The 22416-nt window shown below is 47.4% G+C and carries 23 protein-coding genes and 1 pseudogene; 19 read left to right on the top strand and 5 right to left on the bottom strand.

The annotated features are described in order from the left end of the window. Window positions 1-82: 82 nt before the first annotated feature. From ASG34_RS02215 to ASG34_RS02205, 3 genes are all read left to right on the top strand, one after another. A complete protein-coding gene (locus ASG34_RS02215) occupies window positions 83-469 on the top strand; it encodes a YdbL family protein (protein WP_055827267.1) in 387 nt (128 codons plus the stop codon). Window positions 470-669: 200 nt separating this feature from the next. Further along, the gene (locus ASG34_RS02210; protein ID WP_055827264.1) at window positions 670-1149 is read left to right on the top strand and encodes a hypothetical protein; all 480 of its coding nucleotides are present in this window, start codon (window positions 670-672) and stop codon (window positions 1147-1149) included. A gap of 182 nt (window positions 1150-1331) precedes the next feature. Next, window positions 1332-2120, top strand: a complete 789-nt coding sequence (locus tag ASG34_RS02205) for a 3'-5' exonuclease (RefSeq protein WP_055826013.1) — start codon at window positions 1332-1334, stop codon at window positions 2118-2120. Window positions 2121-2138: 18 nt separating this feature from the next. On the opposite strand, the gene ASG34_RS02200 is transcribed toward ASG34_RS02205, so the two are convergent. Next, window positions 2139-2645, bottom strand: coding sequence for a hypothetical protein (locus ASG34_RS02200; RefSeq protein WP_055826012.1), 507 nt, complete (start codon window positions 2643-2645; stop codon window positions 2139-2141). Window positions 2646-2710: 65 nt separating this feature from the next. On the opposite strand from ASG34_RS02200, the gene rlmD reads away from it, so the two are divergent. Both rlmD and ASG34_RS02190 read left to right on the top strand, forming a co-directional pair. After that, entirely contained in the window at window positions 2711-4069 is a 1359-nt protein-coding gene (gene rlmD, locus ASG34_RS02195) for a 23S rRNA (uracil(1939)-C(5))-methyltransferase RlmD (RefSeq protein WP_055826010.1), read from the top strand. Between the two features lie 29 nt (window positions 4070-4098). Then, window positions 4099-5553 carry an ABC transporter substrate-binding protein gene (locus ASG34_RS02190; protein ID WP_055826008.1) on the top strand — a complete coding sequence of 485 codons (1455 nt, stop codon included), beginning with the start codon at window positions 4099-4101 and terminating at the stop codon, window positions 5551-5553. Here the strand turns inward: ASG34_RS02190 and ASG34_RS02185 are convergent, their stop codons facing one another. Beyond that, window positions 5554-6243, bottom strand: coding sequence for a VIT1/CCC1 transporter family protein (locus tag ASG34_RS02185; RefSeq protein ID WP_055826007.1), 690 nt, complete (start codon window positions 6241-6243; stop codon window positions 5554-5556). It lies immediately after the preceding gene. A gap of 124 nt (window positions 6244-6367) precedes the next feature. Between ASG34_RS02185 and ASG34_RS02180 the strand changes: the two are divergent. The 11 genes and pseudogenes from ASG34_RS02180 to ASG34_RS02130 all read left to right on the top strand — a co-directional run. Next, window positions 6368-6844, top strand: a pseudogene (locus ASG34_RS02180) (L,D-transpeptidase family protein); the annotation flags it as partial. A 97-nt stretch (window positions 6845-6941) separates the two neighbouring features. After that, a complete protein-coding gene (gene nikB, locus ASG34_RS02175) occupies window positions 6942-7853 on the top strand; it encodes a nickel ABC transporter permease (protein WP_055826005.1) in 912 nt (303 codons plus the stop codon). Continuing rightward, window positions 7850-8647, top strand: coding sequence for an ABC transporter permease (locus tag ASG34_RS02170; protein WP_055826003.1), 798 nt, complete (start codon window positions 7850-7852; stop codon window positions 8645-8647). The genes nikB and ASG34_RS02170 overlap by 4 nt, the downstream gene beginning before the upstream one ends. Then, window positions 8644-9336, top strand: coding sequence for a queuosine precursor transporter (locus ASG34_RS02165; protein ID WP_055826001.1), 693 nt, complete (start codon window positions 8644-8646; stop codon window positions 9334-9336). Before ASG34_RS02170 ends, ASG34_RS02165 begins: the two co-directional genes overlap by 4 nt. Before the next feature lie 47 nt (window positions 9337-9383). Next, on the top strand, window positions 9384-10511 hold the full coding sequence (locus ASG34_RS02160) for a methyltransferase (RefSeq protein WP_055825999.1): 1128 nt from the start codon (window positions 9384-9386) through the stop codon (window positions 10509-10511). A 48-nt stretch (window positions 10512-10559) separates the two neighbouring features. Beyond that, window positions 10560-11606, top strand: coding sequence for a beta-N-acetylhexosaminidase (gene nagZ / locus ASG34_RS02155; protein ID WP_055825997.1), 1047 nt, complete (start codon window positions 10560-10562; stop codon window positions 11604-11606). 83 nt (window positions 11607-11689) lie between these two features. Then, the gene (gene lpxO, locus ASG34_RS02150; protein ID WP_055825995.1) at window positions 11690-12589 is read left to right on the top strand and encodes a lipid A hydroxylase LpxO; all 900 of its coding nucleotides are present in this window, start codon (window positions 11690-11692) and stop codon (window positions 12587-12589) included. Between the two features lie 125 nt (window positions 12590-12714). After that, window positions 12715-13401: a Bax inhibitor-1 family protein gene (locus tag ASG34_RS02145; RefSeq protein WP_055825994.1), complete on the top strand. Its 687-nt coding sequence runs from the start codon at window positions 12715-12717 to the stop codon at window positions 13399-13401. A 222-nt stretch (window positions 13402-13623) separates the two neighbouring features. Next, window positions 13624-16194 carry a TonB-dependent receptor gene (locus tag ASG34_RS02140; protein ID WP_055825992.1) on the top strand — a complete coding sequence of 857 codons (2571 nt, stop codon included), beginning with the start codon at window positions 13624-13626 and terminating at the stop codon, window positions 16192-16194. Window positions 16195-16594: 400 nt separating this feature from the next. Beyond that, entirely contained in the window at window positions 16595-17449 is an 855-nt protein-coding gene (locus ASG34_RS02135) for a PEP-CTERM sorting domain-containing protein (RefSeq protein WP_055825990.1), read from the top strand. A 100-nt stretch (window positions 17450-17549) separates the two neighbouring features. Next, window positions 17550-18356, top strand: a complete 807-nt coding sequence (locus ASG34_RS02130; RefSeq protein WP_055825989.1) for a PEP-CTERM sorting domain-containing protein — start codon at window positions 17550-17552, stop codon at window positions 18354-18356. Between the two features lie 96 nt (window positions 18357-18452). On the opposite strand, the gene tadA is transcribed toward ASG34_RS02130, so the two are convergent. From tadA to ASG34_RS02115, 3 genes are read right to left on the bottom strand one after another with little or no spacing between them, the layout of a single operon-like run. Next, window positions 18453-18929, bottom strand: a complete 477-nt coding sequence (tadA, locus tag ASG34_RS02125; protein WP_055825987.1) for a tRNA adenosine(34) deaminase TadA — start codon at window positions 18927-18929, stop codon at window positions 18453-18455. Window positions 18930-18934: 5 nt separating this feature from the next. Then, entirely contained in the window at window positions 18935-19390 is a 456-nt protein-coding gene (locus tag ASG34_RS02120; RefSeq protein ID WP_055825985.1) for a phosphate-starvation-inducible PsiE family protein, read from the bottom strand. Between the two features lie 36 nt (window positions 19391-19426). Further along, a complete protein-coding gene (locus ASG34_RS02115; RefSeq protein ID WP_055825983.1) occupies window positions 19427-20344 on the bottom strand; it encodes a LysR family transcriptional regulator in 918 nt (305 codons plus the stop codon). A gap of 105 nt (window positions 20345-20449) precedes the next feature. Between ASG34_RS02115 and ASG34_RS02110 the strand changes: the two genes are divergently transcribed. From ASG34_RS02110 to ASG34_RS02100, 3 genes are read left to right on the top strand one after another with little or no spacing between them, the layout of a single operon-like run. Further along, window positions 20450-21160 carry a pirin family protein gene (locus ASG34_RS02110; protein ID WP_055825981.1) on the top strand — a complete coding sequence of 237 codons (711 nt, stop codon included), beginning with the start codon at window positions 20450-20452 and terminating at the stop codon, window positions 21158-21160. Window positions 21161-21199: 39 nt separating this feature from the next. Beyond that, window positions 21200-21772 carry a flavodoxin family protein gene (locus ASG34_RS02105; protein WP_055825979.1) on the top strand — a complete coding sequence of 191 codons (573 nt, stop codon included), beginning with the start codon at window positions 21200-21202 and terminating at the stop codon, window positions 21770-21772. 25 nt (window positions 21773-21797) lie between these two features. After that, window positions 21798-22370: a YceI family protein gene (locus ASG34_RS02100; RefSeq protein WP_055825977.1), complete on the top strand. Its 573-nt coding sequence runs from the start codon at window positions 21798-21800 to the stop codon at window positions 22368-22370. Window positions 22371-22416 lie beyond the last annotated feature (46 nt).

Raw genomic sequence — 22416 nt, 5'->3', positions numbered from 1 at the left:
CAAAATACGCAAACCATGGTTAGGGAAATTGCAACTATTTACGCTTGATTGTTATCACAACTTTAAGCACCTGATATTTGTCATGATATTTGGATTGTTGTCGATGCAGGTACATGCAGCAGCCGACCTTGATGTAAACACGCCCGCTGTTGCTGCAGTAAAAGCCAGTATGCAAAACCGTCATCAATTGCTATCACCGCATTATCTATCGGGCGCAGTGGGATTGACTGCTGATGGATTTGTCGCCGTGAAGGATGCCGGATTGGTGCCATTGTCCCAACGTAGTGCGCTGACCGCGCTGGTGAAAGATGAAAATGCTGACCGCGCAAAGCTATATCAGGGAATTGCTGCCGCAAATGGTCACCCGGAGTGGGAAGGTGAGATACAACGCACATTCGCCCAGCGCTGGATTGATAGAGCGCAAGCAGGCTGGATGGTACAGCGCGACGGACAGTGGGCCAGGAAGTAATTGTCTGCATCGCGCTAAGGCCTTGTAAAGAAAATAGATTATTCAAGTTTTATGAAATGACCATGCGTTAAAGAGTAGTTGAGTAATATTTTTGCCGCTACAACAAATCAAAAAACAAAGGGGTAAAAGCACTTTATTTAAATTTCAGGCATGGTCATTGCATGCAAACTAAGTGCATATTGCAATGGAAGGAGTTTGTTGTGGCAAATAATCTTTTCGTTCTACCTCGTCTGGGCCAACCTATCCGACAGGAAGATTCCGGGATCTACTATATCCTGAATCAGCAAACTGGCCGCGTGCGATCGTTGATACAGTTGGTGCGTGAAAATTTGCACTGGTATATCTTGCAGTTGCAGCCGATTGCCGACGGTCTGGATTATCGCTGGTCGGTGATGTCACGCGAAAATGATTGCGTGCTCAAAACTGCGACTGACAAGCAAATCGCACATTATTTTTCCAAGCCTGAATACACCGAGCCGGTAGGTGCCTGGCAAGTCATGCGTAATGCTGATTTTGGTTTTGGTAAATTCACCCCCATTGAAGCGCCAGAGGATATTAGCTACGCCATCCTGACGTTTGAAGGGGACGAGATGAAAACGCCGATCCGATTGCACAAAGCGCCTGCGGAATGGCTGCAGGAAAATAATGATCAGGATATTTTACAGCTGGAAATTGCCTGATTTTTAGCAGGTGATTGGCTGGTTTTAAGGCCAATGCCTGTGAACAATTGACTGGTGAATTAATTCCCCAAAGTCTTTAAATTGCTCAAAGACGAGGATTTTCGGCTAGTGAGGTAGCCATTGCCTGTGATATGGTTACGACCATATTATTTTGTAGGCAATCCTGCCGGATTGTGGCTCTTATGCTTCGCAGCCTTGTGTTTGATATCGAAACTATTCCCGATGTTGACGGTATACGTCAATTGCACGACCTTCCTTCCGGTTTGAGTGATGCTGACGTAGCCAATATCGCTTTTCACCAACGCCGACAGCAAACCGGTAATGATTTTCTACCGCATCATTTGCAACGTGTATGCGCTGTCTCCTGTGCTTTGCGTGAAGGCAACCAGTTCAAGGTTTGGACCTTGGGCGACGAAGATTCCTCTGAAGCAGAAATCATCCAGCGATTTTTTGACGGCATTGAAAAATACACGCCAAATATCGTCAGTTGGAATGGTGCTGGTTTTGATTTGCCGGTTTTGCACTATCGCGCCATGGTGCACGGCATTACTGCGCCCCGTTACTGGGATCTGGGCGAGGATGATAAAGAATTTAAATGGAATAACTACATCAGCCGCTACCATATGCGTCACCTGGATCTGATGGATGTGCTGGCAATGTATAGCGGCCGTGCCAATGCGCCTCTGGATCAGGTGGCACAGTTATGTGGCTTCCCCGGTAAACTGGGCATGGACGGCAGCAAAGTGTGGCAAGCGTATTTAAATGGTGAAATCAAGGCGATACGCGATTACTGTGAAACCGATGTTGCCAATACCCATTTGGTTTATTTGCGTTTTCTGAAAATGCGCGGCCATTTAAGCGAAGCGGAATATGAAGAAGAAATCCGCGTGACGCGTGAGACCTTGACTAGTTACGCCGGCACGCACTGGCAACAATTTCTAGCGGCCTGGACCCCAGTTAGCTCAGCTTAAAGGATCGGCAGCTTAAAGTCAGCTAGTGCCAGGCAATGCGGCCCTGGTATCGTTTTTAATTTCATCAGGCGCCGCGTCTTCCTCCCTGTGGTCTTCGCGTGAATCTTCATCGAGATTGGCATTCTTCCAGTTCAGAATCACACGCTGATGTTTTTTTGCGTTGCTGGTGAAAGTGTAACGCTGGGTATTTCCCTGGTAGCTGGCAATAATGGAATATTTGCCATTAGGTAGATTGAGCAGTAATCTGGGGGCCGCTTGATCCAGGCTGAATACGGTCTGTTTTTTGGCATCAATGATAGTGATACTGACGCCATCTACCAGCCGGCCAATTTTACCTTCCGAAAACAGGAAATACAGGTTGAATTGCTTTTTAAACGCTTCCAGCGCCTCAACTTCTTCCGAGCCGATTCCACCAGTCACATAATCCACACCATGTTCATCCTGCTGGATGGCGACATCTGCGAGGCAGGTTGCGGAGCAAACTGCCATCACCAGAGCAATACATAGACTCCATTTTTTTAACATATGGTCTCCCTTATTTGCAGTGCTTCGTGAAGGATTGTAAGCCCAATTCAGGTAAAATAACAGCTATGAGAAGCAACCGTCAAAGAACCCGCCTGTCGCCAGCGTCCATGGCGAAACAAACATCCCGCATCGCCGTCATCGAATCCCTGGACCAGGAAGGTCGAGGGGTCGCGCATGTCGATGGCAAAGTCGTTTTCATCGAAGGCGCATTGCCATTTGAAAAAGTGCGCTTTGCGTCGCATTATTCAAAAGCTACCTACGAAGTCGCTGCCACGCTGGAAGTGCTTAAACCTTCCAGCCAGCGTGTTACCCCAGGCTGTGTCTATTTCGGCACGTGCGGCGGCTGTGCCATGCAGCATCTGGAGTTTTCTGCACAAGTGGCTGCCAAGCAAAGGTTGTTGGAAGCAGATTTATGGCACATTGGCCGTATTAAGCCTGAAAAAATACTGCCACCAATCCAGGGTACGCCCTGGCAATACCGTCACAAAGCGCGTCTGCGAGTCAAGTACGTAGAGAAAAAAGGCGGCGTACTGGTAGGCTTCAATGAAAAAGGTACTAGCTATGTCACGTTTATGGATAGCTGCCAGGTGCTGCCTAAAGCCATTTCTGACCTGATTGTGCCACTAAAGGAATTGATAGGGCAGTTAAGCGTCAGGCAGTCACTGCCTCAGATTGAACTGGCAGTCGGCGAAGATGCCACTGTATTACTTCTGCGTATCCTGGAAGCGCTCGAAGAGCGTGACTTGCCTTTGTTGCAAGCTTTTGAGGAACGGCATGGCGTGCAATTCTGGACGCAGACCAAAGGCCCGGACACCGCCAAGCCCTTATTTGGCCACAGTGACCGCCTGCATTACAGCCTGCCTGAATACAACCTGGAATACCCGTTCAGCCCGATAGAATTTACCCAGGTAAACCCGGGTATCAATCGGGTGATGATCCGTCGCGCCATGCAATTGTTGCAACCCAAAGCGGGTGAGCGCATTGCCGACTTTTTCTGTGGCCTGGGAAACTTCACGTTGCCAATCGCCCGCAGTGGTGCCCAAGTCTACGGTGTAGAAGGCGCACAGGCATTGGTTAAACGCGCGATTGAAAATGCCCATTTAAATGGCATCAGTAATGTCGAGTTTGCTGAGTCTGACCTGTTTGATATGACGCCGGAACTGCTGCAAGGCCTGGGTTATTTTGATAAATGGCTGATTGATCCGCCACGTGATGGCGCGATGGAGCTGATCAAGTCATTGCCGGATGATGGCCAAGGCGCGCCTCAGTTAATCGTCTATGTATCCTGTAATCCTTCTACGCTGGCACGTGATGTAGCGATTTTGACCCAGTCTAAAGGCTATCAGTTGAAAGCCGCAGGTGTCATGAATATGTTCCCGCACACCGCACATGTGGAATCAATCGCTGTGTTTGAACGCGTTTGATTTAGCGAAGTTGCTTGAAGGCATTTGACATGTTGTTGAGAAGAGTTGCAGGCTATAGCTTATTAGCGATTGCGCTGGTGTTGTCAGGCTGCCAGTCAGACACTGAGCCGCGCGCGCTGGTGTTTGCAATCGCACAAGCGCCAGTTAACCTGGATCCAAGGTATGCCACAGATGCCGCTTCGGAGCGGGTTAATCATCTGCTTTATCAGCGGCTGGTTGAGTTTGATTCGGCTTCGCATGAGGTGCCAGGGTTAGCTTCATGGCAAATGCAGGATGCACTGCATTACCGCTTTCAGCTTCAGCGGCCATTGGCAGTCTTTCATGATGGCAAACCATTGACCGCTGCCGACGTGAAAGCTACTTATGAAAGTTTGTTGCAACTCAAAAACTCGCCACACACTGCTGAATTCAAGCATATCAAACAGATCAGCACGCCGGATTCACACACCATTGATTTTGAGCTTAGCCGCCCGGATCCCCATTTCCCGGCCAGGCTGATTATCGGTATCTTACCCGCTGAACTGATTACAGCGGGGCATGATTTTGGTCATGCACCTGTTGGCAGTGGCCCATTCAAACTTAATTGCTGGGATAGCGAGCTTGAGCTAGTCAGGCTGAGTGACGGTCTCAAAGTCAGCTTCAATGAAGTCAAGGACCCAAATGTTCGTGTGCTAAAACTCAAGCGAGGTGAAGCGGACCTCATTCAGGGAGATTTGCCGCCTGAACTGGTGAAATACCTGCAAAAACAGCCAGATATCACAGTGCAAACCGTGGCTGGTGCCAACTATTCGTATCTCGGCTTGAATGTGCAGGCTGAATTCCTGCGCGATGTCAGGGTCAGGCGTGCCATTGCCTATGCCATTGATACGCAGGCAATTATTGACAAGGTCATGGTCAGCCACAGCCGGCAGGCGAATGCCATCCTGCCGCCAGAACATTATGCTGGTAATCCTGCATTACAGCCTTACAGCTATCAGCCGGAACTGGCCAGGCAGCTATTGCAATCAGCAGGCATCAAACTACCGCTAACGCTGGTATACAAAACCAGCACCGACCCCCAACGCGTGCGATTGGCCACGATTTTGCAGGCACAAATGCAGGCAGCAGGCATTGATTTACAGATTAAAAGCCTGGATTGGGGGACTTTCTTTGCCGATGTGCAAAAAGGTAATTTTCAGCTATCAGGGCTGACCTGGGTGGGTATTAAAACCCCAGAAATCTATAGCAAAGTGTTTGGTTCAGGCAGTGCGCCACCCCAAGGCTTTAACCGTGGCGGTTACCGGGATGCTGAACTGGATACCTTGCTGAAAAATGAAGATTGGCCAGCAGTCACCCGCCGCATTCATGAACAGTTACCGTATATACCGCTCTGGTATGAAGGCCAGTTCGCAGCTTACCGCAGCAGTGTCGAAGCCTACCAGCCGATGCCAGACGGTAATTGGGATGGGCTGGCCAAAGTTGTGTTCCAGCCATCCGATGAATAGTTAAGGGTTTACCCCGAACCAATGGCCAATCAGGGCAGTTGCGGCCATAGCCAGTGCACCCCAAATCACAACACGGCTCATTCCTTTCCACACACTGGCACCACCGGCCTTCGCAGCCACTGCACCCAGTAATCCCAAAAACGGCAAGGTACTGCAGATTAACCATAGCTGCACTTGCGCATGAGGCGCCAGCCAGGCGATGAGCAAGGGCAGGGCGGCACCACTGGTGAATGCCAGCGCCGAAGCCATTGCTGCCTGCAAAGGGTTGGCCTGGTTAAAGTCATGCAACCCCAGTTCATCGCGTGCATGCGCGGCCAGTGAATCATGATGCGAAAGTGCCTGTGCGACTTGAATCGCAAGCTCCTGGGGTAATCCGCGCTGGACGTAAATGCCTGTCAGCTCGCGCAGTTCACTATCCGGGTCTTCCCGCAATTCCCTGGCTTCACGGGCAAGATCCGCTTGCTCGATATCCGTTTGCGAACTGACAGATACATACTCACCAGTCGCCATCGAAAGTGCGCCAGCGACCATTCCTGCAATACCGGTAATCAACAATGCATGATTGCCAGCACCTGCCGCCGCGACACCCATCAACAGGCTGGCGGTGGAAATAATGCCATCGTTAGCGCCCAGCACTGAAGCCCTTAACCAGCCGCTGCGCTGTAAAAAATGCATTTCGTGATGCGGCATATGCAAAACTCATTAAACGTAATGGCAAAGATTGTAATGTAATTTACCGCGTGAGATAGAGCTGCCATTAAATCAGCGGCCATTCTCAAGGCAAATCCCCGGCAAATCGCTTAGAATAATGCTTATGCACATTGAAATATCCATCCCGGCACAGACTTTGACGCTGTTTGACGACAGCGGCAAGCAGCTTAGCCATTATGCAGTTTCCACTGCCGCTAATGGCGTTGGGTGTGTCAAAGATAGCGGTTGTACGCCATTGGGCAGCCATATTATCCGTGCCAAAATTGGTGCTGATGTGCCTGAGAATACGGTATTTAGAGGTCGCCGGCCGACTGGAGAAATATTTACGCCTGAATTAAAGGAGCAATTCCCTGAGCGTGACTGGATATTAACCCGCATTCTTTGGTTAAGTGGCACAGAGCCTGGCAAAAATCGCCTGGGAAATGTCGATACCATGCAGCGTTATATTTACATACACGGCTCGCCGGAGGCGACTGCGTTTGGTGCGCCCGGCTCGCATGGCTGTGTACGCATGCGCAATGCTGATTTAATTGCGCTATTTGACCAGGTGCCGGTCGGTACTACCGTGAATATTCATGATCAAGCGCCACAAGATCAAAAGCGGCTTAATCAATTACAAAATGATCAACAGACAGAAGCTCGGGGGGTAGAAGGTCAATCTATTCCCCATGGTGTGAATGATTAAACGCCTCACCTCATTATTGCCAGTGATCATTGGCGTACTCTGTCTGACCTTCGCCTTGTTACATATGGTGCCCGGCGACCCGGTCGATGTCATGCTGGGCGAATCCGCCAGCCCGGCAGATCGCGAGTTGCTTAAAGTCCAGCTTGGCCTGGATCAGTCTTTGTATATGCAGTTTGGGCAATATGTTTCGAACATCCTTAAAGGGGATTTTGGCGTTTCTATTCATACCCAAACACCCATCACGCAATTGCTGGCACAGGCTTATCCCGCAACACTGATACTCGCATTCACTGCATTGAGCATAGGCTTATTAATAGGTATTCCGCTGGGGATATGGTCAGCCCTGAAAGCCGGACATTGGCAGGACGTCATGGTGACCATGGTGAGTATCCGTCTCGCCGCCATGCCCGCATTCTGGCTGGGGCCGGTGTTGATGCTGGTATTTGCGGTATGGTTAGGCTGGTTGCCGGTTAGTGGTATGAGCAGTCCGGCCTCCATTATCTTGCCAGCGGTGACCCTAGGCTTAGGCCTGAGTGCCATTCTGACACGCATGACACGCACCAGCCTGCTGGAAGTGTTGAACGAAGACTATATCCGCACTGCTCGTGCCAAAGGCCTGAGCGAACGGCAGGTTTTATTAAAACATGCATTGCGTGCAGCGTTGCTGCCCCTGGTCACCATCGTCGGTTTGCAAATGGGTAGTCTATTGGCGGGTGCTGTGATTACCGAAACCATTTTCAGCTGGAACGGCATAGGTCGCCTGCTGGTGGATAGTATAGAGAAGCGCGATTACCCGGTGACACAGGCATGTGTGCTGGTGATCGCATTGAGCTATGTGCTGATCAACCAGGCAACAGATCTCGCTTATCGCTGGCTTGACCCTCGCACCAGAGGCGCACGATGAAAACTTTTTCATTGTCTACGCTGGCTTTCTGGCTGTTTGCAGTCATCATGGCTCATATCGTTGGCACAAACCCCAATCACACCGATCTTGAAGCGATTCTGCAATGGCCCAGCCTGCAACATTGGTTAGGTACAGATGACCTCGGTCGCGATATCCTGGCGCGTGTGATCCGCGGCGTAGAAGTTTCTTTTATGGTCACCGTGATAGTCACCGCAGTGACCATGACCATAGGCATCAGTATTGGTTTGATCGCCGGTTACAAGGGCGGAAAACTCGATCATGCCTTGATGCAGCTTACCAATATTTTCCTGGCATTTCCCGGTATCTTACTGGCGATTGCATTTGCTGCGGTATTAGGCGCGGGTATTAATAATTTGATCCTCGCCTTATGCCTCACAGGCTGGGTGACTTATGCGCGATTATCCCGTGGGCAAACGCTGGCATTGCGGGAACGATTGCATGTATTGGCGGCAGAGTCACTTGGTGCCAGTTCATTACGGGTGATGCTGTTGCATATATTGCCGCTGCTGATTTCTATTTTATTGGTTGAAGCCGCTTACAGCATGGCCAGCGTCATGATCGCAGAAGCGTCACTATCTTTTCTGGGGCTAGGTATACAAGCACCGAATGCTTCGTGGGGTGCCATGCTACGGGATGCAGTCAGGTTTATGCTGGTAGCCCCGCATTATGTGTTGACAGTAGGTGTATGCATGATGAGCCTAATTCTCGCGATTAACCTGGGTGGCGATGTGCTGCGTGACAAACTGGATGTTCGAAGCGAATCCAGATCATGAGAAAGCAATATCGTTATTACGACCTGATCATGGCGGCTTTTGCCGTGGTGCTGGTCGGCTCCAATATTATTGGCCCAGGTAAGATCACCGAGATTCATATGCCGTTGATGGGTGCGCTGACGTTTGGTGCGGGCATTATGTTTTTCCCGATCAGCTTTATTTTTGGAGATATCCTCACTGAAGTGTATGGCTATGCCGCCTCCCGGCGGGTGATTTGGACCGGGTTTATTTGCCTGGCTTTTGCCAGCCTGATGGCATGGGTCATAGTAGCACTTCCACCGGCGCCTGAATGGCACGATCAGGCTGCCTATCAATCGGTATTTGGTTCGACAGCACGTATTGCCATCGCCTCATTAGTGTCATTTGTGGCAGGAGAGTTTGTGAACTCATTTGTCATGGCCAAAATGAAAATCCTCACCAAGGGGCGCTGGTTATGGAGTCGTACCATAGGCTCGACACTATTTGGTGAAGCGGTAGATACGATATTGTTTTTTCCTCTGGCATTTTATGGTTCTGGAGAGTTTCCGGATGCTATGATGCCGCAAATCGTGTTGGCGCAATTTGTCGCCAAAGTGCTGGTTGAAATTGCTTTTACGCCAGTTACTTATAAAATCGTTGCGTTTCTGAAGCGTGCAGAAAATGAAGATTACTACGACACGCATACGGACTTTAGCCCGTTCAAACTTTAACGTGTGCCATCCGTCCTATTTTTATCCATATACCTATCGGAACCCCATTGAACCAAGTTAACTGGTACGAAAAAAACAAAACACAAGCTGCTGACTGGCAGTCAGAAGCAGGCAATCTGCCGCCAAAAGCCGTAGTCATCGCAGATGACACGACAAAAGCAGACGAGGCCTATCGTCTGGCCTGCGAAGGCACCGCTTTACTTTACCGTGGCGATTTTCAAAATGCCAAACAATTATTGCAGGCGATTACGCGACGTGTAGATCGCAAACCGGTCAAACCTGCCGCTACGATGCTGGAGAGTTTTCACCAGCACCGTGCACGCCAGATCGACCGTGCCAACATCACGAACAAAGTGTTGATTGAGCTTAAATACGGGCAATGTGATTTACCGCGTGCACCGGATGTGAAAGCGGCAGTGCAGGGCGCATTGATTGTTGATGAGAAAAAAGACAAATTACCCGCACGCCTGGTACTTTCGTTGCGTGAGCTGTTAGGTATGGTCGGCGCGTATGAATGGCGTAAAAAGGGCGTCCCCATCAACGCGCTGAATGCCAATATCCACGCCCATTACGGGGTGTATTCGCCCGTACGTGGTGAGTATCTAGAACTGATTGACCAGGCGCTACTCAATAATCCTCAGGTTGCATGGGATATAGGCACCGGTACCGGTGTCATCGCCGCCGTCTTGGTGACACGTGGCGTAAAAAATGTCATTGCTACGGATACCAGTCCACGCGCTTTAATCTGCGCTGCAGACAATGTACAGCAACTGAATATGCTTACCAATATTCAGATTGTTGAAGCAGACCTGTTTCCGGAAGGCAAAGCCGATTTAATAGTGTGTAATCCGCCGTGGCTGCCAGCTAAGGCCAACACGCCGATCGAGCAGGCGGTATATGACCCCGATAGCAGGATGCTGAAGGGTTTTTTAAGTGGTGTTAAAGCGCATTTAAACCCGGATGGTGAGGCCTGGCTGGTCATGTCAAATCTGGCGGAGCTGATTGGCTTGCGCAAACCAGATGATTTAACAGGCTGGATCGCTGAAGCTGGCTTGCAAGTGATTGAGCGTTTAGACACGCAGCCTAAACATGGTAAATCACAGGATAAGCAGGACCCGCTTTTTGCTGCAAGATCAAAAGAAGTAACCAGCCTTTATCGTTTAAAATTGAGCTAGCCTGGGCCAAACAGGTTAAATCATTCATAGAAAACATCAGGAAACTTTATGTCTTTAGGTCCCGTCATGCTGGATGTTGTTGGCAAAGAACTCACTGCTGATGACATCCGCCGTTTGCAACACCCGCTGGTGGGTGGCGTGATTCTGTTCGCGCGTAATTTTGAGAATGGTGAGCAGTTAAAAGCACTGACCGCCAGCATTCATGCCGTGCGCCAGCCGCCATTATTGATTGCGGTCGATCATGAAGGCGGGCGCGTGCAGCGCTTTCGCGAAGGCTTTACAAAAATTCCACCCATGCGAGAGTTTGGCCATATCTGGGACAAAAATCCGCGTAAAGCGAAAGAGTTGGCAGTAGAGGCCGGATATATCCTGGCAGCTGAGTTGCGTGCACATGGAGTGGATTTCAGTTTTACCCCCGTGCTGGATATGGATTACGGCGATAGCCTGGTCATCGGCGACCGTGCCTTTCACCGCGATCCGCAGGCAATTAATGAATTAGCCTTTCATTTGATGCAGGGCCTTAAAAAAGGCGGTATGGCGGCAGTTGGCAAACACTTTCCCGGGCACGGCTTTGTGGTAGCTGATTCACATGTCAGTATTCCGGTGGATGATCGTGAGTTTGACCAGATTGCGCAAAACGACATGCAACCTTTCCGCCAGATGATTGATGAGGGTTTGCATGCGATTATGCCCGCACATGTGATTTATCCTAAAGTGGATGAAAAACCTGCCGGTTTCTCGCCGCGCTGGTTGCAAAAAGTATTGCGTGAGCGCCTGGGGTTTAACGGCGTGATTTTTAGCGATGATTTGAGTATGGAAGGCGCGACCGTAGCGGGCGATGTGACAGCACGCACACTGGCGGCGCTGAATGCCGGTTGCGATATGGTGTTGTTGTGCAACCGCCCAGATCTGGCGGATGAGTTACTGGAAAACCTCGAATGGAGCATTTCTGCACAAACGATTGCGCGCTTAGCGCGTATGCACGGCGCGCATCACCCGGCAGATATGATTGCGCTACGTGAATCAGCTGATTATGTAGATGCCGTAAAACGGGTTGCGCTGGTGGGCTTAAAGGAAGCAGATTTGTTTGCGTGAAGGCTTTCTAATCACGCCAGGATAAAGTAAGCTAAGCACTTAATTAAAAAGTAATTTTTCAAGCTCAATCATCGGTAATTGCTATGAAATGGATTGTTTTAGGGATATTTTTAGCCTCTGTCAGCTACGTGCACTTTCGCGGCAAGGTGCGGCATAAGTTTTACAGGCAACTGTTTGATCACTCAGGCATTGTGGCGCCCTTTAATGTGTTTTTATACCTGTTTTCAAAAGCACCGACGACGCCTTACGTGCAAGTCAGCGAATTCCCAGAACTGAAAGTGATCAGCGACCGCTGGCAGGACATCCTCAAGGAAGCCCTGCATGTGCGCGACCAGGAACGTATTGCCGCCGCTAAAAACAATAACGATGCCGGTTTCAATTCATTTTTCAAAACCGGCTGGAAACGTTTTTACCTGAAGTGGTATGACGCGGAGCATCCTTCCGCCAGCATTTATTGCCCGCAAACAGTGGCTTTGCTGCAAAGTATCCCCAGCGTCAAAGCCGCCATGTTTGCCGAACTGCCACCAGGTGCGCACTTGAATCCGCACCGCGACCCGTATGCAGGATCATTGCGCTATCACTTGGGATTGGCAACGCCGAATAATGACTTGTGCTATATCAAGGTTGATGGCGAAAATTACAGCTGGCGCGATGGACAAGCGGTGATGTTTGATGAAACTTACATCCATGAAGCCTATAACAAAACTGATGAAAACCGCATCATCCTGTTTTGCGATATCGAGCGTCCAATGCGTTATCGCTGGGCACAGTCTGTGAATCGTTTTTTAGCTAATACCATTGTGACAGCGGCCAGCTCACCCAATGAAGATGGTGACCAGACCGGCGTGATTAACCGCCTGTTTCACTACGCCTGGGTAGTTGGACAATATCGTCGCCGCTTCAAACGCTGGAACCGGACAGTTTATCAAATCACCCGAATCCTGCTAATCGCACTAGTGATTTATGCCATCTGGAAAATTTAGGATAAATAGTCTAAAAGTGATGATTAAACTTGAAACTTTGTCCATTTGCCCTTATCTTAGTTCTTGAAAGTTAAAGGTTTAGAAGTTAAAAGTAATAACGTTTTATTTGAGAGGAAGAAAACATTATGTCTGATATGCAAGTTTTAGGTCGTGAGGGTAATGTATCCGATACGCAGAACCGCGTGTTGCGCAACACATATGCACTACTCGGCTTGAGTATGATCCCAACCGTCATTGGCGCCTATGTAGGCCTGCAAATGAATTTTGGATTTTTGGCGGCGCATCCGTTCATATTCGCAATCGGCTTTCTGGCTGTGATGTTTGGTATGTTCAAACTGATTGCTGTTAACCAGAATAGCAGTATTGGTGTGTGGCTGCTGTTGGCAATGACATTCGCATTCGGCATTATGCTTGGCCCAATTCTCCAGTATGCATTGCATTTACGTAATGGTGCCGAGATTGTAGGTTTGGCTGCAGCGGGTACAGGGATTACCTTTTTAACACTGGCTGGTATCGGCTCATCCCCGGCACGTGACTTCAGTGGCATTGGTAAATTCCTGATGGTTGGCTTGGTTCTGGTGATTGTTGCCGGTTTAGCAAACTTATACTTCCAGATTCCAGCATTGTCATTGGCTATCTCTGGTGTATCAGTACTTATTTTCTCAGCTTACATTTTGTATGACGTAAACCAGATTGTACGTGGTGGCCAGACTAACTATGTAATGGCGACATTGAATCTGTACCTTGATGTTTATAACTTGTTTGTTAACTTGTTAAACATCTTGCTGGCTTTGCTAGGTAACCGTGATTAAGCACTAATAACTAGCAATAAAAAAGAAACCCGCTACGGCGGGTTTTTTTATTGGTTAAAGCCTTTTCATTAATGGTTATTTATAACCGCACTGGTTTCATACAGCCAAAAATATGTGGCTGTAAAGATAAATTAATAAGTAACTATATGATTTTAATAGTAAAAAAAATGTAATTTTGGTGGATTGATTTTTGCACTGCCTTTGCCAAATGGGGGAGACAGTGTGTTAAATAATAAATTGAAGTTAGTGTTGCTAATGGCAACTTATTCTGGAGTTTTGATTGGGGCGGAGTTGGATGCCGAGCCTTCAAACAACAATTCCCAAGCGGCAGAGCCAAATGCAACAATCCTACTTGATGAAATTGAAGTAAAGGCAAAGCGTCAGAGAATCATTACCCCTTTGCCTGGGGTTCCCATCGATAAGGCAACGGCCACTACTAATATACAAAGCGCAACTTCAAAAGAGATTGAAGAAACAAAAGCACTCAATGTGACGGAGTTTATGAATGGGAATATGCAATCGGTCACAACGAATGATTATGCTGGGAACCCTTTTCAACAAGATTTAAATTTTCGTGGTTTTACGGCTTCACCATCTATAGGTACGCCACAAGGCATTTCGGTTTATTTGGATGGTGTTCGTATTAATGAAGCGTTTGGTGAGGTAGTCAACTGGGATTTAATTCCCATGAATGCTATTTCCAGTCTTAATCTAATCCCAGGGTCTAATCCATTGTTTGGTTTAAATACCATCGGTGGTGCATTAGCTATTCGTACTAAAGATGGTTTTTCAGATAACTATCTAAGGTCGCAATATCTTTTTGGTTCATGGGGCAGGGAGCAAGCACAATTTTCAAATGGTTTACATGGTGAGAGATTTGCTTTATTCACGGCCTATAATCATTTTAAGGAGGATGGCTGGCGTGATAATTCTCCAACGAATGTACGTCAACTTTTCAACAAAGCATCAGTAAGGTTAGATGCTGGTGAATTGAATTTTACTGCTATGAATGTGGACACTGCTCTTGTCGGTAATGGCATGATTCCATTTGAAATAGCTGAACGAGATAGGACTCAAGTCTATACCTCACCTGATCAAGTGAAAAGTACACTTGAACATTATGCGTTAAATGGGAGTTGGTATGTTAATGATAACGTTACTCTATCCGGGTCGCTATACAAGCGGCGCTTAGATCAATCTGCGATAAGCGGAGATGTCTATGATCCATATCGAGCATTAATTTCTCAATGGGGAAATGATATTGATGGAGATGGAGTGGATGATGCCGGTAAGTTGAATGGGATGTTTAACTACACTGCTCTCAATCAAATCAGTGGTGGGGGAATGTTTCAGTCTTCTTTTGATTTTGATAAGCATCAAGTTGTTGCTGGCGTATCTATAGATAGCAATAGAATCGGCTTCTTACAATCTCAGCAAATGGGTGAAATTGATGATAATCATGTAGTACGACCAACAACAAATACAGATTTTTTTGAAGACAACGGTTTTTATGGTGCTTACTACATTGTAGATAGAAATAATTTGAAGGGTAGTAGCAAAACAAAAAGTGCTTTTATTTCGGATACTTGGTCGCCAACCGATGATTTGCATTTAACTCTCGGAGCACGCTTAAATTGGACAAACGTTAAAAATACACTTATTTCAGATAATGGTAAGGAACTGCATGCATTTACGGATGATGATTACAATCCACTAAAGCAAAAATGCTTGGTGCGTGGCGATGTTTCTCCAACTCGTGGTCGTTATGCATGTAGTACGGGAGATTATGACTATCGTAGCTTTAATCCATCCCTAGGGGTAACTTGGGAAGTAAGAAAAGACTTAACTACTTATGGGAATGTAAGTCGAGGGGCACGAACACCTACCGTGATTGAACTTGGGTGCGCAAATGATAAAAATGCAACTGCCGCAGTTGGAAGTCAAAATTATCAAGTTGGTTGTTCTATACCCACTTCATTATCTTCGGATCCATATTTAAAACAGGTACGTTCCACCTCATATGAAACTGGTTTCAGAGGTGAAACTCAAGGTTGGGATTGGAATATCGGATTGTTCCGAACTGAATTGAAGGATGATATTTTGTTTGTTCCGTTAGGTCGGAGAAATCGCGGTGTATTTGATAATTTTGGGTCAACCTTACGACAAGGGATAGAAATGGGTGTTAAAGGGGGGGTAGATAATGATAAGTTCAGTCTAAACTATACCTTTATGAGGGCTACGTTTGAATCCTCGCAAAGGATCATCAATGACGCAAATAGTACTAATTCGCAAATTGTTGCTGCGGCAGCACAGGCTTACGTAACGGTCGAGTCTGGAGATCAATTGCCAGGTATGCCAAATCATATTTTACAGGCAAGCTGGAGCCACAGATTTTCTGATAAATTTGATGCAACTCTATCAATGGTTATGCATTCTTCCGCTTTTGTTAGGGGGAATGAAAATAATGATCACCAACCACGAGGTCGAATTTCTACTGAAAGATATAACTATATTGGTGAAGGTACGACATCAGGTTATGCAGTATTCCATCTGCGAGCCAATTATCAATTTAATCCAGGTGTGAAAATGTTCTTGAAATTGGATAATATTTTTGATCGAGAATACGCCACCGCGGGTGATTTAGGAAGAAATCCATTCAATTCTGCAGGCCAATTTCAAACTAACTCTAACAACTGGAACAATACAACATTCATTGGTCCTGGTGCGCCCAGAGCAGCATGGATAGGGCTTTCAATTGATTGGGATTGGAAAAACAAAGCCTTTAAAGATTAAAAGTGAAGATGAGATAAAAAACCAGCATTGATTGCTGGTTTTTTTTCTTGGTTGTTTTCGGCAACCAATCGGTGGTTTATAACAACCATTATTATGGATTGATTTTTTATTAAGAACTTTCTTTAAATTTGTTAATAAAATTTAAAGAAAAATTTAAATTTATAAAAATTTAATCATTATTTATCAATTACTTATAAATTCTCCTGTCGCAGTAAATTTCTTTTGTAAATTTCTGATAACCGGAAAACCGCTGGCACAGGTTTTGCCACCTGTTAAAGACGAAGCTGGTAGAGATCAATAGATTGTTTTAAAAATGCAGCAGGTAATTAGTTTTGTTATCTAGCCATGACAACTGGAATTAGATTGAAAACAAATATTCTTTAAATAAAGGAGATTAGTGATGAAGTTAAAGGCAATATTGTTAGCCAGTATGCTTGCATTAAGCGTAAACAGTGCTTATGCAGGGAATTTTGTATCCTTAACACAAGGTGTGGGCGGAGACCTTTCCCTAGCAAATGGTGGTTTGAAAAACGGTATCAATAATCCGAACAGGGACATTTTCTACATTGAAAATCTGACCTCAACGACTTATCTGAGTGGTTATGAGTACGGTTCAGACAATGGTGTGGTTGCATCTGCATTGAATTATAGAACCTTTGCAACTACTACCGGTAATCCAACGATTTCAACAGGTACATTGACCCTGGTTGACTGGCGCGTGACTGAAAACGTAACTTTGCTACCTGGTATTGCCCAGGCAACCGTGTTTGATTATGTCTACCGTGACAGCGCCGACGGCAAACTGGTATTTGGTACGCGTTATATGAACCTGGTTGATAACGATCAGGAAGTTAACTACCTATATCGCCAGGGCGCAGGTGATAATCCTTCAGTCGCCTGGACATTCCTGTCCGACTTTGATTTGCGTATGTATCAGGCCGGCCAGACAAATGATTTTACTTATGACCCAGTTGTAGATTACACCAACGGTATTGTTCGTCAAAAGGCTGATATCAGCGTTTCAGAAGGTAACCCTTGGTCTGGCTTGTATCTGGTAAAAACCGATGCTGTGAATTATGGCCTCGGCGCTAACGCCATTGGTTACTATCAAGCTGGTGAAGAGGGTCAGTCTGTAGTCGGTGGATTCATGACTGGTTTCATTGCCACTCCTGTACCGGAAGCAGAAACTTATGCCTTGATGTTGGCCGGCCTTGGCGTAGCAGGCGCAGCCGCACGTCGTCGTCAATCAAAATAATGGCATAGACATACTTAAAATTATAAATGCCATGAAAAAAAGAGCGGGGAGCCAAGGCTACCCCGCCATCTAAATATCTTAATTGCGAGGAAATAATACTATGAAAGCTACTCTTTTGAAACAATCTTTGGCAGCCGCTGCGATTACTTTTGCAGCTGTAGGTTCTGCATACGCAGGTGATTTCACCACTATCTCTAACAATGGCGCCCGTACCCCAGGCAGTACCAACAACCCTGCAACTGATCCGTTCTTTATTAATGATTTGCCATCTTCCTGGACACTGAAGAACTCTGTCACTACGGATGTTTACTCGCCAGTTGCTGGCAGTACAAGCCAGATTGTTGGACAGTTTGTGGATTCTTTCTGGTATGAAGCTTCAAGTAACTCCTACATCATCGGTACCTATTTCCAGTTAACCAATGATGACCATGGTATTACTGAAATCAACTCTATTGTGCGTAGCGGTTTCGCCGACGCAACCGGTGATTTAAGTGCAGCATGGACTTATGCATCCGGTATCTATAGTGGTGCAGAGGCTGGCTATCGTTTGCGTGATCCTTCTCGTTCTGATTACATTGCCTCCTACAATGCTGGTACGGCTGCTACAGGCGCATACTTTGATGCAGACAAAGTAGCGATCCGAACAGACGTAAGCTTGGGCGAAGATAATCCTAACAGTGGTTTGTATCTGATCAAGTTCAGTGCAAATAACTCAATTGTTGAATGGACATCGAACGCTGTACACATCGTACAAGGTGCATCATCTTCAGAAGGTGGCCGTATCCGTCAGGATATGTTCCTGAGCGGTTTCGCTGTGACTATGGTGCCAGAAGCTGAAACTTATGCCATGATGATGGCTGGTTTGGCAATGATCGGGAGTATCGTTCGCCGCCGTAAATCTGCTTAATTCATCCAGGCAGTGACCAATAAACCCGCCCTCGGCGGGTTTATTTTTATGCGTCAGGTACGTTAACTTGTTTGGATCTTTTGAGCCCGGCAAGCGCTAGGGCAAGAGTTTGTCTTGTTCTTTATCCAGGCGACGTTGCCTGAAAAAACTGCTTAACAGGGAGCCACATTCATCACCGATTACATTGCTGGTCACTTCACAGTGATGGTTTAGCTTATTTTCTGCCATCAAATTAATGACACTCCCGCAACAGCCGGTTTTGGGGTCGCTGGCACCGTACACCAGGCGGGAAATACGTGCATGCTGGATAGCGCCGCTGCACATGGCGCAAGGTTCTAAAGTCACATACAACGTACAATCCACCAATCTGTAATTACCCAAGTGTTTGGCGGCTTCCCGCATAGCCTGGATTTCAGCATGTGCTGTCGGGTCATTTAGACTGATAGGGGCATTTCTCCCACGGCCGATCACTTCTCCATTCTTCACTATTATTGCGCCTACCGGCACTTCACCCAGGCTGGCCGCTTCTTCAGCGAGCGCAATTGCCATGCGCATGTAATCTTGGTCTTGCATAAATATTATGTGTTACTGGGTTTATCGGCCAAGCGAATAAGGATATATACCAAGCCCATGGTAAAAGCGCCCGCCAGCCAGATGCCGATTTCCTGGTAGGTTGGGGTGGCATCCTGCACAGGTAGCACGATCAGTTTACGTAGAAACATGACAAGGACGACCTCGACAAAGGTTTCAACCAGTAATTTATGGCCGCGCAGGTAGCGGATTTCTGCTGAGATTAACGCTGATATGGACCACAGCAACATTAATGTACCCAGTGCACGTAAAAAACCATGTACCAGGTTGTTGGTCGAAGCAGCTTCTTTTACATCGATAAAGAACAGCCAGGTGAACATGATGACCGAGATGGCGAGTGCCAGGCCAATGATGATATGAGCCAGGCCGTTGAGCCAAAGCATCGCCTTGATGGCGATGCGGTTTAATGGTTCGAACTCTTCAGGCAGTTGTTCTTGTGACATGCTTTTTCCGTTAGGCAATCCAGCCCAAATGATAAATCATTTGGTGAGTAATTGCTCCAAAGTGAGTTCTGAGAGTTGCTTGAGTAGCCATTGTATGGCTTTGCCCATATCGGCAGGGCGTTGATGCCGCCAGGCAATAAAAGTCGGCGCTACTGGCTTGGGTTCCGCCACTTGCTTGATCAGAAGCAGCCCTTTATCGGCTGCGGTTTGCGCCATTTGTTTTGGTAAATAGCCGATCGCAATACCGGATATCTGTGCTTGCAGCTTGGTCTGCATGTCCGGCACGGTCAGGGTATCCTGACCGGAAAGTATGCCGGAGGTGCGCGGAGGCAGGTTGCGTGAGCTATCCGCTGCAGCGACTACCCGGTGCTGCACAATATCATTGGCGTCTAATGGTTCAGGCAGCGCTGCCAACGGGTGATGTGGTGCAATGGCAAACACAAATTCCAGTTGCCCTAGCAAATGAGTGCCAAAACCATTGCCGGGTGGGGAATCACCCGGTGCACCGATTGAAATATCTGCGCGGTTGGTTTGCAGAGCATCCCAACTACCACCATAGACCTCACGCAGAAGTTTAACCCGGGTGCCAAATCCCTGCTGGTAGAACGTTTGTAGTAAATTCAGAATAGGCTGAAAATCGAACAGGTCGCTGATAGCAATCGCAATATCGGTTTCAACGCCAGTGGCTATCCTGCGCACTCGGCATTCCAGCGTCTGGGCCGCGTCCAGCAAATAACGGCCTTCTTTAAGCAATTCTGCGCCCGCTGCTGTTAGGGTCGCGCGGTGGCCGCTACGATCAAATAACTCTATGCCTAAATCTTCCTCAAGCTTGCGTACCGTGTAGGTGAGTGCAGAAGGCACGCGGTATAAAGCTTCTGCTGCTGCCGCAAAGCTGCCTTTGCGCGCGATCATGTCAATTACTTCCAGCGCTTCAATGCTGAGTTTGAGGCTCATAAATGCTTAATCAAAAAAATTGAACAAGTGATGCAAAATGTTTTGCTATCAATGGGGTTAGTGTTTTTTTATCATACATTTAATCTTTCAAACGGAGTGAATAAAATGTTGAACATTCGCCCTTCAAACACACGTGGCTACGCCAATCATGGCTGGCTGGAAAGCTTTCACAGCTTTTCATTTTCCAGTTATTACGATCCGGCCCATATGGGGTTTTCAGTATTACGCGTGATTAACGACGATAAAGTCGCCCCGGCAACCGGCTTTGGCATGCACGGCCATCAGGATATGGAAATCATTACTTATATGCTGGCGGGTGAGCTACGTCATACCGACAGCATGGGTAATGGGTCCGTCATTCGTGCCGGTGATGTGCAGCGCATGACGGCCGGTACTGGCGTGCGTCATAGTGAGATGAATGCCTCTGACAAAACCACCGCGCATTTATTACAGATATGGATTGAGCCTGCGACTTTGAATCTGGCGCCAGGCTATGAAGAAAAAACGATTTCTGTAGAGAATAAATTGAATCGCTGGGCTTTGATCGCCTCGCCTGATGCCTGGGATGGTTCATTGAAAGTTCACCAGGATGTGACTTTGTGCGCCACCGTGCTTGAGGCAGAACATAGCCTGCCTCTGGAAGTGAGCGAAGGCCGCAGCGCTTATATGCATGTTGCCCGCGGTGCAGTTGAGATCAATGGTGAGCGATTAGCCACTGGCGATGCGCTGAAAATTGAAGATGCGACTAAACTGGAAATGCGCGCGCACGAAGAAAGTGAAGTGTTGTGGTTTGATTTACCTGGCAATAAAAAATAGGTTTTAACATTCATTATTTAATATGAAGGGAGTAACAACATGACTCAAGTTTCAATTGTTTATCACAGTGGTTATGGCCATACCGCAGAGCAAGCCAAAGCGGTTGCGCGCGGTGTCGAGAAAGTGGCAGGCGTAAAACTGCATCTTTTTACTGCAGAAGAAGCCCAGCAGCAATGGGATGCACTTAAAGCAAGTGATGCGATTATTTTTGGTAGCCCGACTTATATGGGTTCAGCGTCAGCTGCTTTTAAAGCTTTTATGGAAGCCAGTTCGGAGAAATGGTATGTCCGCGAGTGGAAAGACAAGATTGCAGCTGGCTTCACCACCTCTGCCAGCCAAAGCGGGGACAAGCTTAGTACATTAATACAGTTAGCAGTGTTTGCAGCACAACACGGCATGATCTGGGTAGGACAGGATTTATTGCCGGGGAACAATAACAGTAAAGGGTCGGTCAACGATTTAAATCGTTTGGGTGGCTTCTTGGGCGCGATGGCGCAGGCGAATGCCGATCAGGGGCCAGAGTTTGGACCGATTCCTAGTGATCTATTAACTGCCGAGCATTTGGGTGAGCGCGTTGCTACGATTGCCAAACGGTTTTCTGAATCTAAATAACAATCCAAATTAGGGAGAAATTAAAGTGAAAAAGTTACTCTTAGCTGTAAGTCTGTTGGCAGCTTCACAAGCCTGGGCCGCAACCGAAACCTACAATATTGATGCTGCACATAGTTTTGCCAATTTCAGCATCCGCCATGTGGTTGCCAAAACTTCCGGCACTTTTAATGATGTGACGGGTGTGATTACGCTTGATCCGGCCAACTTGAATACAGCTACCGTGCGCGCGACAATTAATGTTGCGAGTGTGAACTCTGGTTTAGCCAAGCGCGATGAGCATATCAAAGCCGACAAGTATCTGGATGCCGCCAAATACACACAGATTCAGTTCGAAAGCACCAAGATTACTGCTTCAAACCAGAATCAGGCCATTTTACAGGGCAAGTTGACCATGCATGGCGTCACCAAACAAGTGGATATCCCTGTTCGCGTATTAGGATACGGTTCTGATCCATGGGGTGGGCAACGCGCAGGTTTTGAGGGGCATGTAACTCTGAAAGCCTCAGATTACGGTTATGGCTGGGCGACTGGTGCCAACTCACCAGTAGGCGATGAGATTGAAGTGACCTTGTTGATTGAAGGCGTTAAAGCTAAATAACACAGTAATTAGCAATATGAATACGGAAGCCTGGTTTGGTCAGGCT

Origin of the sequence: Methylophilus sp. Leaf416 (assembly GCF_001424665.1) — a bacterium.
In the GTDB taxonomy this organism is placed as follows: Bacteria; Pseudomonadota; Gammaproteobacteria; order Burkholderiales; family Methylophilaceae; genus Methylophilus.
Note: the sequence above shows the minus strand (reverse complement) of the source record. Positions and strands in the feature narration are given on the sequence as shown.